The organism is Enterobacter sp. PTB (assembly GCF_051130085.1).
GTDB classification, from domain to species: Bacteria; Pseudomonadota; Gammaproteobacteria; order Enterobacterales; family Enterobacteriaceae; genus Enterobacter; species Enterobacter ludwigii.
Genome location: NZ_JBDKEE010000009.1, coordinates 57,241 through 71,520 on the forward strand (window position 1 = coordinate 57,241; position 14,280 = coordinate 71,520).

The 14,280-nt window shown below is 58.9% G+C and carries 15 protein-coding genes; 6 read left to right on the forward strand and 9 right to left on the reverse strand.

Annotated features, from left to right (window positions below):
• From arnC to arnF, 6 genes are read left to right on the forward strand one after another with little or no spacing between them, the layout of a single operon-like run.
• On the forward strand, positions 1 to 984 hold the full coding sequence (gene arnC, locus AAIR21_RS13115) for an undecaprenyl-phosphate 4-deoxy-4-formamido-L-arabinose transferase (RefSeq protein WP_020884516.1): 984 nt from the start codon (positions 1 to 3) through the stop codon (positions 982 to 984).
• Positions 981 to 2,963: a bifunctional UDP-4-amino-4-deoxy-L-arabinose formyltransferase/UDP-glucuronic acid oxidase ArnA gene (gene arnA, locus AAIR21_RS13120; RefSeq protein ID WP_183516879.1), complete on the forward strand. Its 1,983-nt coding sequence runs from the start codon at positions 981 to 983 to the stop codon at positions 2,961 to 2,963. Before arnC ends, arnA begins: the two co-directional genes overlap by 4 nt.
• Positions 2,960 to 3,862 carry a 4-deoxy-4-formamido-L-arabinose-phosphoundecaprenol deformylase gene (gene arnD, locus AAIR21_RS13125; RefSeq protein ID WP_020884517.1) on the forward strand — a complete coding sequence of 301 codons (903 nt, stop codon included), beginning with the start codon at positions 2,960 to 2,962 and terminating at the stop codon, positions 3,860 to 3,862. The genes arnA and arnD overlap by 4 nt, the downstream gene beginning before the upstream one ends.
• Complete coding sequence (gene arnT / locus AAIR21_RS13130; protein WP_183516880.1) at positions 3,859 to 5,514, forward strand: lipid IV(A) 4-amino-4-deoxy-L-arabinosyltransferase; 1,656 nt, start codon at positions 3,859 to 3,861, stop codon at positions 5,512 to 5,514. Before arnD ends, arnT begins: the two co-directional genes overlap by 4 nt.
• Complete coding sequence (gene arnE / locus AAIR21_RS13135; RefSeq protein ID WP_163304269.1) at positions 5,511 to 5,849, forward strand: 4-amino-4-deoxy-L-arabinose-phosphoundecaprenol flippase subunit ArnE; 339 nt, start codon at positions 5,511 to 5,513, stop codon at positions 5,847 to 5,849. The genes arnT and arnE overlap by 4 nt, the downstream gene beginning before the upstream one ends.
• On the forward strand, positions 5,846 to 6,250 hold the full coding sequence (gene arnF, locus AAIR21_RS13140) for a 4-amino-4-deoxy-L-arabinose-phosphoundecaprenol flippase subunit ArnF (protein WP_025202826.1): 405 nt from the start codon (positions 5,846 to 5,848) through the stop codon (positions 6,248 to 6,250). Before arnE ends, arnF begins: the two co-directional genes overlap by 4 nt.
• Here the strand turns inward: arnF and acpT are convergent.
• Genes acpT through AAIR21_RS13185 form a run of 9 tightly spaced genes read right to left on the reverse strand, consistent with a single transcriptional unit; the run spans position 6,207 to position 14,278 of the window.
• Positions 6,207 to 6,800: a 4'-phosphopantetheinyl transferase AcpT gene (gene acpT / locus AAIR21_RS13145; RefSeq protein ID WP_025202827.1), complete on the reverse strand. Its 594-nt coding sequence runs from the start codon at positions 6,798 to 6,800 to the stop codon at positions 6,207 to 6,209. The two genes, arnF and acpT, sit on opposite strands and share 44 nt — an antisense overlap.
• A gap of 2 nt (positions 6,801 to 6,802) precedes the next feature.
• Positions 6,803 to 8,032, reverse strand: a complete 1,230-nt coding sequence (locus tag AAIR21_RS13150) for a beta-ketoacyl-ACP synthase (protein ID WP_020884520.1) — start codon at positions 8,030 to 8,032, stop codon at positions 6,803 to 6,805.
• Positions 8,029 to 8,760 (reverse strand): 3-ketoacyl-ACP reductase FabG2, encoded by a 732-nt coding sequence (locus AAIR21_RS13155; RefSeq protein WP_020884521.1) that lies wholly within the window; start codon positions 8,758 to 8,760, stop codon positions 8,029 to 8,031. The genes AAIR21_RS13150 and AAIR21_RS13155 overlap by 4 nt, the downstream gene beginning before the upstream one ends.
• Entirely contained in the window at positions 8,757 to 9,230 is a 474-nt protein-coding gene (locus AAIR21_RS13160) for an ApeP family dehydratase (protein WP_025202828.1), read from the reverse strand. Before AAIR21_RS13160 ends, AAIR21_RS13155 begins: the two co-directional genes overlap by 4 nt.
• Positions 9,227 to 10,384, reverse strand: coding sequence for a beta-ketoacyl-[acyl-carrier-protein] synthase family protein (locus AAIR21_RS13165; protein WP_434681221.1), 1,158 nt, complete (start codon positions 10,382 to 10,384; stop codon positions 9,227 to 9,229). Before AAIR21_RS13165 ends, AAIR21_RS13160 begins: the two co-directional genes overlap by 4 nt.
• A gap of 1 nt (position 10,385) precedes the next feature.
• The gene (locus AAIR21_RS13170) at positions 10,386 to 10,964 is read right to left on the reverse strand and encodes a DUF3261 domain-containing protein (RefSeq protein ID WP_014172042.1); all 579 of its coding nucleotides are present in this window, start codon (positions 10,962 to 10,964) and stop codon (positions 10,386 to 10,388) included.
• Positions 10,961 to 13,285, reverse strand: coding sequence for an MMPL family transporter (locus AAIR21_RS13175; protein WP_183516881.1), 2,325 nt, complete (start codon positions 13,283 to 13,285; stop codon positions 10,961 to 10,963). Before AAIR21_RS13175 ends, AAIR21_RS13170 begins: the two co-directional genes overlap by 4 nt.
• Complete coding sequence (locus tag AAIR21_RS13180) at positions 13,254 to 13,859, reverse strand: outer membrane lipoprotein carrier protein LolA (RefSeq protein WP_025202832.1); 606 nt, start codon at positions 13,857 to 13,859, stop codon at positions 13,254 to 13,256. Before AAIR21_RS13180 ends, AAIR21_RS13175 begins: the two co-directional genes overlap by 32 nt.
• Entirely contained in the window at positions 13,856 to 14,278 is a 423-nt protein-coding gene (locus tag AAIR21_RS13185) for an acyl-CoA thioesterase (protein ID WP_014172038.1), read from the reverse strand. Before AAIR21_RS13185 ends, AAIR21_RS13180 begins: the two co-directional genes overlap by 4 nt.
• Positions 14,279 to 14,280 lie beyond the last annotated feature (2 nt).

Genomic DNA, 14,280 nt, shown 5'->3' on the forward strand with positions numbered 1-14,280 from the left:
ATGTTCAGCGCACCGCCTGTACAAAAAGTTTCTGTGGTTATCCCCGTTTACAACGAACAGGAGAGCCTGCCCGAACTGATCAGCCGCACGACGGCCGCCTGCGACACGCTCGGCAAAGCCTATGAAATACTGCTGGTGGATGATGGCAGTAGCGATAATTCCGCGCTGATGCTGACCGAAGCCGCGCAGGCCGAGGGCAGCCATATTGTTGCCGTGCTGCTTAACCGTAACTACGGCCAGCACTCCGCCATTATGGCCGGGTTCAGCCACGTGACGGGCGATCTGATTATTACGCTTGATGCCGATCTGCAAAACCCGCCGGAAGAGATCCCGCGTCTGGTTGCAAAGGCCGATGAAGGGTACGACGTGGTCGGCACGGTGCGGCAAAACCGTCAGGACAGCCTGTTCCGTAAGCTGGCTTCCCGCACAATCAACCGTTTGATCCAGCGGACCACCGGCAAAGCGATGGGCGATTATGGCTGCATGCTGCGCGCCTACCGCCGCCATATTGTCGACGCCATGTTGCACTGCCATGAACGCAGCACGTTTATTCCTATTCTCGCGAACACCTTTGCCCGTAAGGCGACGGAAATCCCGGTACTGCACGCCGAGCGCGAGCACGGGGAGTCGAAGTACAGCTTTATGCGTCTCATCAACCTGATGTACGACCTTATCACCTGCCTGACCACCACGCCGCTGCGCCTGTTGAGCGTTTTCGGCAGCATCATTGCCGTGTTCGGCTTTGCGCTCTCCGTGCTGTTGGTGTTACTCCGCCTGATCTACGGTCCCCAGTGGGCGGCGGAAGGGGTCTTCATGCTCTTTGCCGTGCTGTTTATGTTCATCGGCGCCCAGTTTGTCGGGATGGGCCTGCTCGGGGAATACATTGGCCGTATTTATAACGATGTTCGCGCACGTCCGCGCTACTTTATTCAACGTGTTGTCCGCCAGGAACACAAAGCATCTCAAGAGGAAATTCACCCATGAAAGCTGTTGTCTTTGCCTATCACGATATGGGGTGTGCGGGCACGCTGGCCCTGCTGGAAGCGGGCTATGAAATCGCTGCAATCTTCACGCATCCGGACACGGCCGGAGAGAATAACTTCTTTGGCTCGGTGGCGCGTATCGCCGCAGAGCGCGGTATTCCGGTTTACGCCCCGGACGATGTCAACCATCCGCTGTGGGTGGATCGCATCCGGGCGCTCGCGCCTGATGCCATATTCTCGTTCTATTATCGCAACCTGATTTGCGATGAGATTTTAAGTCTGGCGGCAAAAGGGGCATTTAATCTTCACGGCTCTTTGCTGCCCGCCTACCGTGGCCGCGCACCGCTGAACTGGGTGCTGGTGAACGGCGAAACGGAAACCGGCGTCACTCTGCACCGTATGGTGCACCGCGCAGATGCCGGTGCCATCATCGCGCAGCAGCGCGTGGCTATCGACGCGGATGAAACTGCGCTGCAGCTTCATCAGAAGCTCTGCACCGTAGCGCAAAGCCTGCTACGTGATGTGTTGCCAGCGATCCTTAACGACACCTTCAGCGAGATCGCGCAGGATGAGAGCAAGGCGAGTTGTTTTGGCCGTCGCAAGCCAGAAGATGGTCGCCTGGACTGGAACAAGCCGGCTCGTCAGTTGCACAACCTGGTGCGTGCCGTTACCGACCCCTGGCCGGGGGCGTACAGCTTTGCAGGCGTAAGTAAATTTATCGTCTGGAAATCCCGCGTACGCGACGACATTCCTGCCGCCAAACCGGGCACCGTTGTCTCGGCTTCCCCGCTGATTGTCAGCTGCGGCGAGCAGGCGCTGGAGATCGTTACCGGGCAAACCGATAACGGCGTTTACGTTCAGGGCGCGCAGCTGGCTCAGTCTCTGGGGCTGGTCACTGGCGCACTGATCACCAGCGCACCGGTTGTGGCCATCAAACGCCGCACCCGCGTGCTGATCCTCGGCGTCAACGGCTTTATCGGCAACCACCTGACCGAGCGTCTGCTGAAAGACGATAACTACGAAATTTATGGTCTGGATATCGGTGCTGATGCCATCAGTCGTTTCCTCGACAACCCGCGTTTCCACTTTGTGGAAGGGGATATCAGCATTCACTCCGAGTGGATTGAATATCACATTAAAAAATGTGACGTGGTGCTGCCGCTGGTGGCGATTGCCACGCCGATTGAGTACACCCGTAACCCGCTGCGCGTGTTCGAGCTGGACTTCGAAGAGAACCTGAAGATCATCCGCGACTGTGTGAAATACGACAAGCGCATCATTTTCCCGTCCACTTCTGAAGTGTACGGCATGTGTACTGACAAAAACTTCGACGAAGATACCTCTAACCTGGTCGTCGGGCCGATCAACAAACAGCGCTGGATTTATTCCGTCTCCAAGCAGCTGCTCGACCGCGTGATCTGGGCCTACGGCGAGAAAGCGGGTCTGCGCTTTACGCTGTTCCGTCCGTTTAACTGGATGGGGCCACGTCTGGATAACCTTAACGCGGCGCGTATCGGCAGCTCACGTGCCATCACCCAGCTGATCCTGAACCTGGTGGAAGGCTCGCCCATCAAGCTTATCGAAGGCGGTAAACAAAAACGCTGCTTTACGGATATCAGCGACGGTATCGAGGCGCTGTTCCGCATCATCGAAAACAAAGAGGGTCGCTGCAACGGAGAGATCATCAACATCGGTAACCCGGATAACGAAGCGAGCATTCGCGAGCTGGCTGAGATGCTGCTGGCAAGCTTTGAACGTCATCCGCTGCGCGATCGCTTCCCGCCGTTTGCCGGTTTCCGTGAAGTGGAAAGCAGCAGCTACTACGGTAAAGGTTATCAGGACGTTGAGCACCGTAAACCGAGCATTCGTAATGCGAAACGCTGCCTGAACTGGACACCGACGGTGAAGATGGATCAGACCATTGATGAAACGCTCGATTTCTTCCTGCGCACCGTGGAGCTGTCGGAACAGGTCTCATGAGAAAAGTCGGTTTACGCATTGATGTCGACACCTTCAGGGGGACGCGTGACGGCGTACCCAAACTGCTGGAACTGCTGAGCAAGCACAACGTGCGCTCATCCATTTTCTTCAGCGTGGGGCCTGACAATATGGGACGTCATTTATGGCGTCTGGTTAAACCGGCATTTCTGTTCAAAATGCTGCGCTCACGCGCAGCCTCTCTCTACGGCTGGGATATTTTGCTGGCCGGAACCGCATGGCCCGGCAGGCGCATTGGCGCGGGTAACGAAGCCGTTATCCGCGACGCGGCGCAGCACCATGAGGTTGGACTGCATGCCTGGGATCACCATGCCTGGCAGGCCTGGGCTGGCGTCTGGGATATTCCACGCCTGTCGCGTGAAGTTGAGCGCGGCATGCTGGAGCTGGAGGCCATTACCGGTCAGACGATTCGCTGCTCCGCCGTGGCGGGATGGCGTGCCGACCAACGCGTGGTGAAAGCCAAAGAACCCTTCGCGTTTCGCTACAACAGCGATTGCCGCGGCACAGGGCCTTTTTTGCCGCTCATCGGGGAGAATCGCCTGGGGACGGTGCAAATCCCGGTCACGCTTCCCACCTGGGATGAAGTGGTTGGCCGCGAGGTTAGTGCCGGAGGGTTCAATCGCTATATTCTGGACTGCATTCATCGCGACACCGGTACGCCCGTCTATACCATCCACGCGGAAGTGGAAGGGATTGCGTATCAGCATGATTTCGATGCACTGTTGACGATGGCCGCTCAGGAGGGCATTCAGTTTTGTCCATTGAGCGAATTGCTGCCAGAGGATCTTAGCGTCCTGCCCGTGGGCAAAATTGTGCGTAATGAACTGGCTGGCCGGGAAGGCTGGCTTGGCTATCAACAAACCGTGAGTCCGGTATCATGAAAGCAGCCCGTTATGGCTTAGCGCTTCTCGCACTGTTTATCGTTTACTACCTCATTCCGATCGATATCCGCCTGCTGTGGCAGCCTGATGAAACGCGCTATGCGGAAATCAGCCGCGAAATGCTGGCGTCTGGAGACTGGATTGTCCCGCATTTTCTGGGGCTGCGTTACTTTGAAAAGCCGATTGCGGGCTACTGGATCAACAGTATCGGGCAACTGCTGTTTGGGCATACTAACTTTGCCGTGCGCGCCGGCGCCATATTCTCAACCGGGTTGACGGCTCTGCTGGTGCTCTGGATGGCGTGGCGCCTGTGGCGGGATAAGCGCGTTGCCATTTTCTCCGGCCTTATCTTCCTGACCCTGTTCCTGGTGTATGGCATTGGCACGTACGCCGTGCTGGATCCCATCATTACCCTGTGGCTGGTGGCCGCTATGTGCAGCTTCTGGCTGGCCTCACAGGCTGAAACCGTGGCCGGAAAAGCGGGTGGCTACGTGCTGCTCGGGCTTGCCTGCGGCATGGGGGTGATGACCAAAGGATTCCTGGCGCTGGCGGTGCCGGTGATAGGTGTGCTGCCGTGGGTGATTGCGCAGAAGCGCTGGAAAGAGGTGCTGATCTTTGGCTGGCTGGCCATCGTGAGCTGTGTGCTGATCGTCCTGCCCTGGGCGCTGGCCATTGCGCATCGAGAGCCTGATTTCTGGCGCTACTTCTTCTGGGTTGAGCATATTCAGCGCTTTGCCCAGAGCGATGCTCAGCACAAGGCGCCGTTCTGGTACTACCTGCCGTTCTTGCTGGCCGGCAGTCTGCCGTGGCTGGCGCTGTTGCCCGGCGCGTTTCGGCTGGGCTGGCGCGAAAGATACAACACGGGCGGTGGCTTTTATCTGCTTGGATGGGTCGTGATGCCGCTGCTGTTTTTCAGCATTGCCAAAGGCAAACTGCCAACCTACATCCTGCCGTGTTTTGCTCCGCTGGCTATCCTGATGGCGCGCTATGCCTGCATCGCGGCGGACAAAGGGGCCAGAGCGTTACGCATTAACGGCGGGATTAACCTGGCGTTTGGTGTGATTGGCGTGGTGGCGGCGCTGGTGGTCTCACCGTGGGGGGTTGCTAAGCATCCGGTCTGGACATCCGTTGAGCTGTATAAAGTCTTCTGCGCGGTGCTGGCGTTTCTCGTCTGGGCGGCTGTCGGCTGGTTTACCGTGCGGCAAAGCGCGCAGCGCTGGTGGCTGGCGGCGTTGTGTCCTGCTGGCGTGGCGCTGCTGATTGGGTTTGCCATTCCTAACCTGGTGGTAGATTCCAAACAGCCGCAGTCGCTGGTGGATACCATCCGTGACCCGCTTCAGAGCAGCCGGTTTGTGCTGGCGAACAATGTTGGTGTGGCCTCCGGGCTGGCGTGGGAGCTTAAGCGTAATGACATCATTCTGTTTGGTCAGAGCGGCGAGCTGAGCTACGGGCTAGCGTACCCGGATGTGAAAGACCGGTTTGTCGAGAAAGATAATTTTGCGCAGTGGCTGGCAACGCATCGCCAGCAGGGGGGCGTATCACTGGTGATCCTGCTGTCAAAACACGACGATATTAAGCGGGCTCATCTGCCAGAACCGGACAGCCTGTATATTCAGGGCCGTCTGGCCTGGCTGCAGTATTTACCGCAATGACGACCTGGCTCTGGTTGATACTGGCAAGCCTGCTGACCTGCGCAGGGCAACTGTGTCAGAAGCAGGCCACCCGTCCGGCGAAAGCCGGGCGGCGTGGCGCGCATATTATGCTGTGGCTGGGCCTGGCATTGCTGGCACTGGGCTGCGGCATGCTGGTCTGGCTGGTGGTCCTGCAGCGCCTGCCTGTCGGCGTTGCCTACCCTATGCTGAGCCTCAATTTTGTCTGGGTGACCCTGGCGGCGAAAGCATTCTGGCATGAAAAAGTCGCGTTGCATCACTGGCTGGGCGTCGGGTTCATCATCATCGGCATTGTTATCCTCGGAGGAAGCCTGTGAGAGGAACGTTCTGGGCGTTATGCAGCGTAATGCTGGTCAGCGCGGCGCAGCTGCTGCTGCGCTATGCCATGCAGGCTCTGCCGCCAGTCAGCGAGCTTTATGCGTTTGTCTCCGCGCTCTGGCACTTATCATCCGGTACTGGCGCGCTGCTGCTGGGACTCATGGGGTATGTGGCCTCGATGGGCTGCTGGTATCTGGCGTTGCATCGCATGGCGCTCAGCAAAGCGTATGCCTTGCTGAGCCTCAGTTACATTCTGGTGTGGGCCGCGGCCATTTTGTTGCCCGGCTGGAACGAACACTTTTCCTGGCACGGGCTGGCGGGGGTCGGGATGATTATTCTCGGCGTGCTGGTGATTTTTATGCCACGGACATCCCGTGGTGAGCAATCGTCCCGGCGGTAAGGGTATAAGGCGTTGAGGTGCAGACGGCAAGACTGAGCGAGCCGAACTGGAGCTGGCTTACCGAATGCGTCTGCGACGTGCTGTCGATGCTGACAATCTGCCAGGCGCTGCCGCCTCGCTGCTTCACGATGGCCTCTTTACGCGTCCAGATCCCCCAGAAAGCAGAAAGCTTTGTCTCCGGGTCTTCGCGCTCCAGCTCCGCATGTTCCGCCACGCTGAAGACGGCGTTAGCCAGCGCCTGCCAGTTTTCACGTGGGCGGATAACTTCGATATCACACCCCACTTCGCCTTCGTCGCTCAGCAGCAGCGCGATATTATCGCCGCTGTGACTCAGGTTAAACCAGAAGGGCTGCGCATCCACGAAGGCCGGCTTCCCTTGCTCACCATAGACGATCTCGGGTAACGGAGAAGGAGAAAGCGTTTTGGCGAGCAGGGTTCTCCCCGCCAGCCAGGATGCATTTCGTGCACCCGCAGGTGCCATATGTGCAAGCGTCGACGCCAGCGGGTCTGCGCTCAGGGTGGAGATCTTTCCCAGTATAAACTGGTACATAGTTACGCCCAGCGTTTGATGATTATCGACGTGTTGATGCCGCCAAATGCGAAGTTATTGCTTTGTAGATACTCGCAGTCAATCTGACGGGCTTCACCCATAATATAATCTAAAGCACCACATTGCTCATCCGGTTGTCTTAAATTGAGCGTCGGGGCAAACCAGCCCTCACGCATCATCTGCAGACTCATCCAGGCTTCCAGCGCCCCACAGGCGCCTAACGTGTGGCCAAAATAGCTCTTCAGCGACGAAATTGGCACGTTGTCGCCAAAGATGGCGGCGGTGGCCTGGCTTTCGGCGATATCACCGCGATCGGTGGCGGTACCGTGCGCGGAGATGTACCCCATGTCCCGCGCGCTTAACCCTGCTAACGCCAGCGACTGCTCCATACAAATTTGCATGGTGTCACGTTGTGGCTGGGTGATATGGGCTGCATCACAGTTGGTGGCGAAGCCAACGATCTCGCCATAGATAGTTGCACCGCGTGCTCTGGCATGCTCAAGCTCTTCCAGAATCAGGGTGCCTGCGCCTTCCCCAATGACCAGACCATCACGCTGCGTATCAAATGGCGAAGGGGTGGTTTTCGGCGCATCGTTGCGCTGGCTGGTCGCGAATAAGGTGTCAAATACCGCCGCCTCTGACGGACAAAGCTCCTCTGCTCCGCCTGCGACCATCACGGTCTGATAACCGTGACGAATGGCTTCCCAGGCGTAGCCAATGGCCTGACTGCCCGACGTACAGGCACTCGACGTCGGGATAACGCGACCCCGAAGGCCAAAGAACAGGCCGGTATTCACCGCGGTCGTGTGCGGCATCATCTGCACATAGGTCGTACCGGTGATGTTGTGGGTGTGTTTTTCGGTGAGCATGGTGGCGAATTCGCTGACCGGCCCGGTACTGCCTGTGGAGGAGCCATAGGCGATACCGGTTTGGCCATTCGTGAGCACCGCCTCGCCAATCAGCCCCGCCTGCTCCAGCGCCAGCTCGGTGGCGCGGGTCGACATCAACGACACGCGGCCCATGGCGCGAATACGCTTGCGGGTATAGTGTTCCGGCAGGGTGAAATCATCAATCGGCGCGCCCAGCAGGGTGTGCAGGCCATCGTAAACCTGCCACTCCGGCATTTTGCGTACCGCGTTGTCATACGCCAGCAGCCTGCGGGAAACGGATTGCCAGTCCTCACCGAAGGCGGTAACGCCGCCCATACCGGTAATCACCACGCGACGCGTCATAGCATTCCTCCGTTAATGGAAATGACCTGGCGGGTAACGTAGCCTGCAATATCTGACATCAGATAGCTGGCAAGTCCTGCAACCTCTTCGGCCTGGCCCATCCGTTTCATGGGAATGATGGACATTGCCTCTTTCAGCGCAGCCTCTTCCATTTCAATCATGCCGGTATCAATCAGCCCCGGCGCAATGCAGTTCACGGTGATGTTGCGTTTTGCCAGCTCAATCGCCAGTGCTTTGGTCGCGCCAATAATGCCCGCTTTTGCCGCGCTGTAGTTCACCTGACCGCGGTTGCCCATCATGCCGGACACGGAGGATAAGGTGATAATGCGCCCCCCTTTTCGGGTGGCGATCATCGGCATAATGCAGGGTTGAATAACGTTATAAAAACTGTCGAGGTTGGTATGAATGACGCTGTCCCAGTCGTCTTCGCTGAGGGCCGGAAACGCACCGTCGCGGGTGATACCGGCATTACTGACCACGCCATACCATGCGCCGTGGGCCTCGATATTCTGCTCCAGCACGTCACGGCACTGTTCGCGGTTACCTGCATCGAAAGAGAGCAGGCGACCCTGACCGCCCGCCTGTGTGATGGTATCCAGCGTCGCCTGCGCGCCTGCGGCGTCACGGTGGTAATGTACGCCTACGGTAAACCCATCAGCGGCAAGCTGGCAGGCGATGGCACGACCAATGCCTTTGCTGGCCCCGGTGACCAGTACGGAACGACTCATGCGTGAGATCCCTGATTAAAAAGCGATGTTAATTCTTCTGCGCTCGGCTGGAAGGTATTGACCCGGCCCGTGGCCAGCGTCTCCTCACCTGAGGAGATCGTACATTCAAAACTGCCGAAGCGTTCATCCTGCATCAGCAGTCTGACGGTAATGTCCAGCGTCGCGTCTTTTGCGAAACGTCCACTGGCGCAGACCAACTCGCGCGCACCCAGCACCATGCCCAACGCAATATGATCTTGCCCTTTCTGCTGGCGATGCCAGCCTGACCAGACGCCAACGGTCTGCGCCATCAGTTCGAGCGCGTACCAGCCTGGCAAATCGCCCTCGGCATTCAAAAAGGGCGCCAGTACGCTTTGGCCGTTGACCGCGACACGGCATACGGCGGAATCGTCGGTGACGCGTTCAACGGATCCCAGCAGCATCATTGGCGCATCGTGCGGCAGATAGTCGACGGGTGATAAGTAGCTCATGACACTCTCCCCAGCAGGATGCTGGCGTTGTTGCCACCAAACGCGAACGAGTTAGATAAAATGACCGGTTTTTTCAGCGCGGTGCTCTGGTGCAGCACGCCGCACGGCGACAGCGTTTCGTCCGGCGCGTAGCGGGCGAAATCCTGTGGGGGTAACGGCAGGTCACGCGTCAGAATAAGCCAGCTCAACGCCGCTTCGGTGATACCGGCAGCGCCCAGCGTATGGCCGGTAAGGTGTTTGGTAGAACTGCAGGGCACGTTTTCTCCAAAGAGGTCGTGTACCACGTGTGATTCAATCTGGTCATTGAGCGGTGTGGCGGTGCCGTGCAGGTTGATATAGCCAATATCCTCCGGCTGCAGACCCGCGTCATTGAGCGCCTGGGTAATGGCGCGAATGGCGCCTTCACCCTGCGGATGCGGCGCCGAAATATGGTAAGCATCGCTGGACTCGCCTGTTCCCAGCAGCGCGACCCCGGCGGGTTCACGGCTCAACACCATCAGCGCAGCGGCTTCACCAATGGTGATACCCCGACGGTCGCGGCCAAACGGCTCGCAGAGCGTTGGAGAAAGCGATTCCAGACTGTGAAAGCCATTGACGGGCATCCGGCTCAGGGTATCTGCGCCGCCCACAATGGCAATATCCACCAGCCCGGCATCAATCAGACGCCGGCCGCTGATAATTGCCCGCGCGCTGGAGGAGCAGGCGGTCGAGAGGGTATATGCCGGGCCCTCGAGCTGTAACCAGTTAGCCAGAAAGCGGGACGGATCGCCCAGCTCCTGTTGCGGATACTGCCACCGGGTGCTGGCTTCGCCGTTGAGCGTTAATCGTACGTGCTCATCCCCTTCATCGAGGCCGGAGGTGCTGGTACCCAAAACCACGGCCACGCGGTCGCGGCCGACCCGGGCAATCGCGTCGTCAACGGTGGACTGAATCTGTGCCAGCGCGGCCAGCAGCAGCTGGTTATTGCGGGTGCGGTGCGCGGACAGGGTATCCGGAATGGACGGCAATTCACCTTCCACGCCACCCAGCACGGCGTCGGGTGCATCCTGCAACCAGCCGGACCGACAATGCATGCCAGGGGCTACGCCCGCCGTCAGGTTAGCGGCAATCTCATCCAGCGAGTTGACCATGCCAACAGCAGAAATGTAAATCATCTCAGTCACCCAAATATTGAATGGTGATGTGGTAGTTAAAGACGTGTTGCTCGATGCTGATTGGCACGCGCTTGCCTTTGCGTTGCAGGTAGACAATGTCAGTCACCAGCTTGCCGCTGGCATTGCGTAGCTCGCGCCGATCGCCCTTGTCTTTAAGCGTCCAGCCCTTTGGCAGTTGTGGCTGCCAGGCGCTGAGTGGCCAGTGGCTGAGCATCACATCGGCCAGTACCTGGCTGGCGGGAGGCAGCTGCGGCACGACGATCGACTGTTCGGTGTGGATCCCGGTGTCGTCGTAAGTCGCCAGGAACAGACGGATACCGACGGAAGAGAGCCCGGCAAGCGTCACTTTGTGATCATCCGCGTTGAGCATGACCAGCAGGGACTGCGTTTGTCCGTTGAAGGTTCCGGTCAGCAGCTGCTGCGAACTGACCGCCGGGGTAATACCGGGCGGCGGCAGCGTCACTCGGGTTCCTGGCTGAAGCCAGGCCTGCGGACGTGTCCCTTCAGTATCGGTCGAATGGCTACAGCCTGCCAGCAGCAGCGTCGCGACCAGCGCGGCTGCGCGGTAAAAAGCATTCATTTTCGTTTTCTCTCTTTCTTAACAGGCATCGCCAGCGGCGCCAGCAGGAAGGCGGTAAAAATGCCGCTCACCAGCACAATACCGAAGCTGCTGATGGCCTGCGTGGCGCTGAACACGAGCATGCCTAACGTCAGCAGCGTGGTCATCATCGCCAGCGTGATGGCCAGCATCGACGTCAGCGGCGTACCGCGCGGGTTGCCGAAAAACAGCGTGTAGTTAATGCCAATGCCGAGCACCAGGACCAGCGCCAGCAGTGAAAACAGATTTACCGGATGCCCCGTGACGGCCAGCGCGGCCAGCCCGCAGCTGAGCGACAGCACGGACGGGACCAGACTGATAAGCCCTTTTCGCCAGCCGAGGCGTACCATCGCCCCGCAGGCAATCACCGCCAGCGCGACAAACAAGAGTCCCGTTAACAGCGTGCGGTAGAGCGCAAACAGGCTGTCAAAACTGGCCTTGCGATCGACCCAGACGACGCCCGCATGACGGGCGGCTACTTCGCTGAGTGCGGCGCTGTTCCGGGCGTTGTCCACCGGCACTAACACACCGCTTTCGCCGTCAGGCAGGGTCAGCCACAGCAAACGCCAGCCTTCGCTGGCCGGACTGGCGAGCCACGCCTCCACGCTCACGGGCATGGCGTTCAGATTCGGTGTGACGGTGCTCAGTCCCGCGTTTCGCAGCGCGTTCGTTATGGCCGGCGCGGCCTGCTGCAACAGCAGCAGATCGCTTTTCTGGCGCGCCAGCGAATTTAAGGGCAGGGTACGCCAGCGGGTAATATCCCCCGCTTTTTGGGCCTGGACTAACGCCGGGGTAAAGGCTTCCAGCCGTTCCAGCGTTTGCTGCGGCGATGCGCCATACACCACAAACCATTTCTGATCGACACCTTGCCCGGTCAGGGCGGTAATGGTTTTCTCCTGCGCCAGAATGTCTTTGGGCAGCGCCTGTAGCTGGGCGATATCGTCGTTGACCTTCAGGGTGGCAAGCCCGGCAGCCGAGACCAGCGCCAGTACCACAGGCAGGCCCACAGAGAGTTTTTTATTGCGTCGCCAGGCGGCCAGCCAGCGCAACATCAGGACCATAAACGGAACCGGACGCACCGGCAAACCACGGCACAGCCAGGGATGCCAGAAAATCACCGTCAGGCAGGAGGCGCTCAGCCCCACCGCGGCAAACACCGCCATCTGGCGGATCCCGGGGAAGGGGGCCAGCATCATAATCAGGTAGGCGGTAACGGTCGTCAGGAGCGCCAGCAGCAGCGCATTACGCACTTTTGCCAGGCTTTGCCACGGGGAATGTTCTGCGCCGTGCACCATGCGTTCGGTGAGGTAATAGAGCGTGTAATCCGCTGAAATTCCGATGATGCTCATGCTCATCACCAGCGTCATCAGATGCAATTCGCCAAACAGCAGCAGCGTCACCACCGTGCCCGCCAGCGCACCTGTGGCAATGGAAATCAGACACAGCAGCAGGGGTTTCAGGGAACGAAACACTGCCAGGATCAGCAGGATAACCCCAAGGATCGTGACGATGCCCAGCGTGGAGATGTCCCGTTTTGCCTGCTGGCTGGCGTAATCACTGTAAAACACGGTACCGCGTGAGAGCAGCTGCGCCTGCGGAAAGCGCGTTTTCAGCGTCTCCTGCAGGGCGGTAAGGGTGGTTACCAGCTGATGGGTTTGCTGCATATCAAACGATGATCCCGCCAGCTCACCGTGCAGCATATACCAGTAATTTCCACTGGCATCCTGGGTAACCAGCCAGCCGTCCATCAGCCGTAGCTTCTGGCTGTTTTGCGCCAGCGCCAGCTGCGAGCCGCGCATCAGCATCAGAGGATCGTTTTGCAACTCTTTGCCACTCACGCCGGAAAAGGCCGAGTAGAGCTGGGATAAAATCCACTGCGCCTGCGCCTCACCGCCGTTTTGCAGGCGGGCCCGGGTGGCCGAATCAATCAGGCCGTTGCGATGCTGCCAGAAGAACTCGCCCCAGGCCTTTTGCCCGGCGGCGTCCATCGGGCCTTTAACCTCCCTGAGCGAATGGCTGTTTTTCAACAGATCCAGCCACTGCTGCGCCACCCGCGGATCGGGTTCTTTACCGGGACTGACCAGCCAGACAAGCTGGCGGTCAAGACGCTGTATAAACGCGTCGTTGAGTGCCGGCGGGATTGCCCCGAGCGTCTGCTTCGGCAGCATAGCCAGTACGCTGCTGTTCAGACGCGCGCCGGGCAGCAGCGACAGCAACACGCCCAACAGAATCAGGCATACCGTCGCCCACAGCAGCGCCGGGCGCAGGGATTTACGGTGCGGCAAAGCGTTGGCGTTCGTCATCGGTCAGGCTGGCGGGCGTCAGTGTGTGGCGGGAAAGGACGATATCGGTACGGTCGCCCTGCTTATCGTTGAGGCGAATCGTCTCAAGGTAGGTCGCGCCGCCCAGATCGAGGGTGGCGAAAATTTTGTCCAGCGGTGTCGTTGTGGGGGTCAGCACCAGCGACCAGCGGCCTTCGCCGAGATCGCGAAAATCGATGCGGAAGTTCTCTTCCAGCACCTTGCGGTCGGCCTGGAACAGCGCCCGCAGCAGGTGGTTGAACTGGAACATCTGCGGATTATTGTCGGCGGTAATGGTCTGCGGAGGCTGGCCGTTGATCGTCTGGATCATCCGTTTATCATCCAGCAACAACGTCATGGGGAAAGGCGCTTTTTGATCCCACAGCAGGCCGCTGTCGCGTGCGATCAACATTTCGCCCTGCGAGCGCAGCGGCTGTGGCAGATCCTTAATCGTCCGGACCTGTTCGAAATGCGCGCGCACGACAGGTTGCCCGGTAAACCGCTGCTGCAGCTCATCCAGCGTCACGGCGCTCACCAGCGGGCTGATCATCAGTGCCAGCACAGGCAACCATCTCATGGCGTAACTCCCATTCGTTCAAACAATATAGCCGGGCTGACAAAGCACATTTCACGGCTGGCTTCTTCGACGGCCACCTGGATGGTATAGCCGGTGGTGGTGCGTTTACCGGTTTGCGCGTCGAAAATTTGATAGGCGATACGCAGACGGTTTTCATACTCTTCGATGTGCGCGCGCACACGGATGCGCTGCTCAAAGGTCACCGCATCGCGGTATTTCACCCGGGTATCGACTACCGGCCAGACATAGCCTGACGCCTTCATCTGGCGATAACCGTAGTTAAACTGGTTGAGCAGCGCCTCGCGGGCAATCTCAAAGTAGCGGAAATAGTTGCCGTGCCAGACCACGCCCATCATATCGACATCGTGGAACGGAACGGTGATTTCTACTTCGGTCGTAAAGCGGGGATCGGTCAGCACCC

What these genes read in the sequence shown, in the direction of transcription:
- arnC (WP_020884516.1), top strand. Translation starts at nt 1, where the DNA reads ATGTTCAGCGCACCGCCTGTACAAAAAGTTTCTGTGGTTATCCCCGTT.
- arnA (WP_183516879.1), top strand. Translation starts at nt 981, where the DNA reads ATGAAAGCTGTTGTCTTTGCCTATCACGATATGGGGTGTGCGGGCACG.
- arnD (WP_020884517.1), top strand. Translation starts at nt 2,960, where the DNA reads ATGAGAAAAGTCGGTTTACGCATTGATGTCGACACCTTCAGGGGGACG.
- arnT (WP_183516880.1), top strand. Translation starts at nt 3,859, where the DNA reads ATGAAAGCAGCCCGTTATGGCTTAGCGCTTCTCGCACTGTTTATCGTT.
- arnE (WP_163304269.1), top strand. Translation starts at nt 5,511, where the DNA reads ATGACGACCTGGCTCTGGTTGATACTGGCAAGCCTGCTGACCTGCGCA.
- acpT (WP_025202827.1), bottom strand. Translation starts at nt 6,800, where the DNA reads ATGTACCAGTTTATACTGGGAAAGATCTCCACCCTGAGCGCAGACCCG.
- AAIR21_RS13150 (WP_020884520.1), bottom strand. Translation starts at nt 8,032, where the DNA reads ATGACGCGTCGCGTGGTGATTACCGGTATGGGCGGCGTTACCGCCTTC.
- AAIR21_RS13155 (WP_020884521.1), bottom strand. Translation starts at nt 8,760, where the DNA reads ATGAGTCGTTCCGTACTGGTCACCGGGGCCAGCAAAGGCATTGGTCGT.
- AAIR21_RS13160 (WP_025202828.1), bottom strand. Translation starts at nt 9,230, where the DNA reads ATGAGCTACTTATCACCCGTCGACTATCTGCCGCACGATGCGCCAATG.
- AAIR21_RS13165 (WP_434681221.1), bottom strand. Translation starts at nt 10,384, where the DNA reads ATGATTTACATTTCTGCTGTTGGCATGGTCAACTCGCTGGATGAGATT.
- AAIR21_RS13170 (WP_014172042.1), bottom strand. Translation starts at nt 10,964, where the DNA reads ATGAATGCTTTTTACCGCGCAGCCGCGCTGGTCGCGACGCTGCTGCTG.
- AAIR21_RS13175 (WP_183516881.1), bottom strand. Translation starts at nt 13,285, where the DNA reads ATGACGAACGCCAACGCTTTGCCGCACCGTAAATCCCTGCGCCCGGCG.
- AAIR21_RS13180 (WP_025202832.1), bottom strand. Translation starts at nt 13,859, where the DNA reads ATGAGATGGTTGCCTGTGCTGGCACTGATGATCAGCCCGCTGGTGAGC.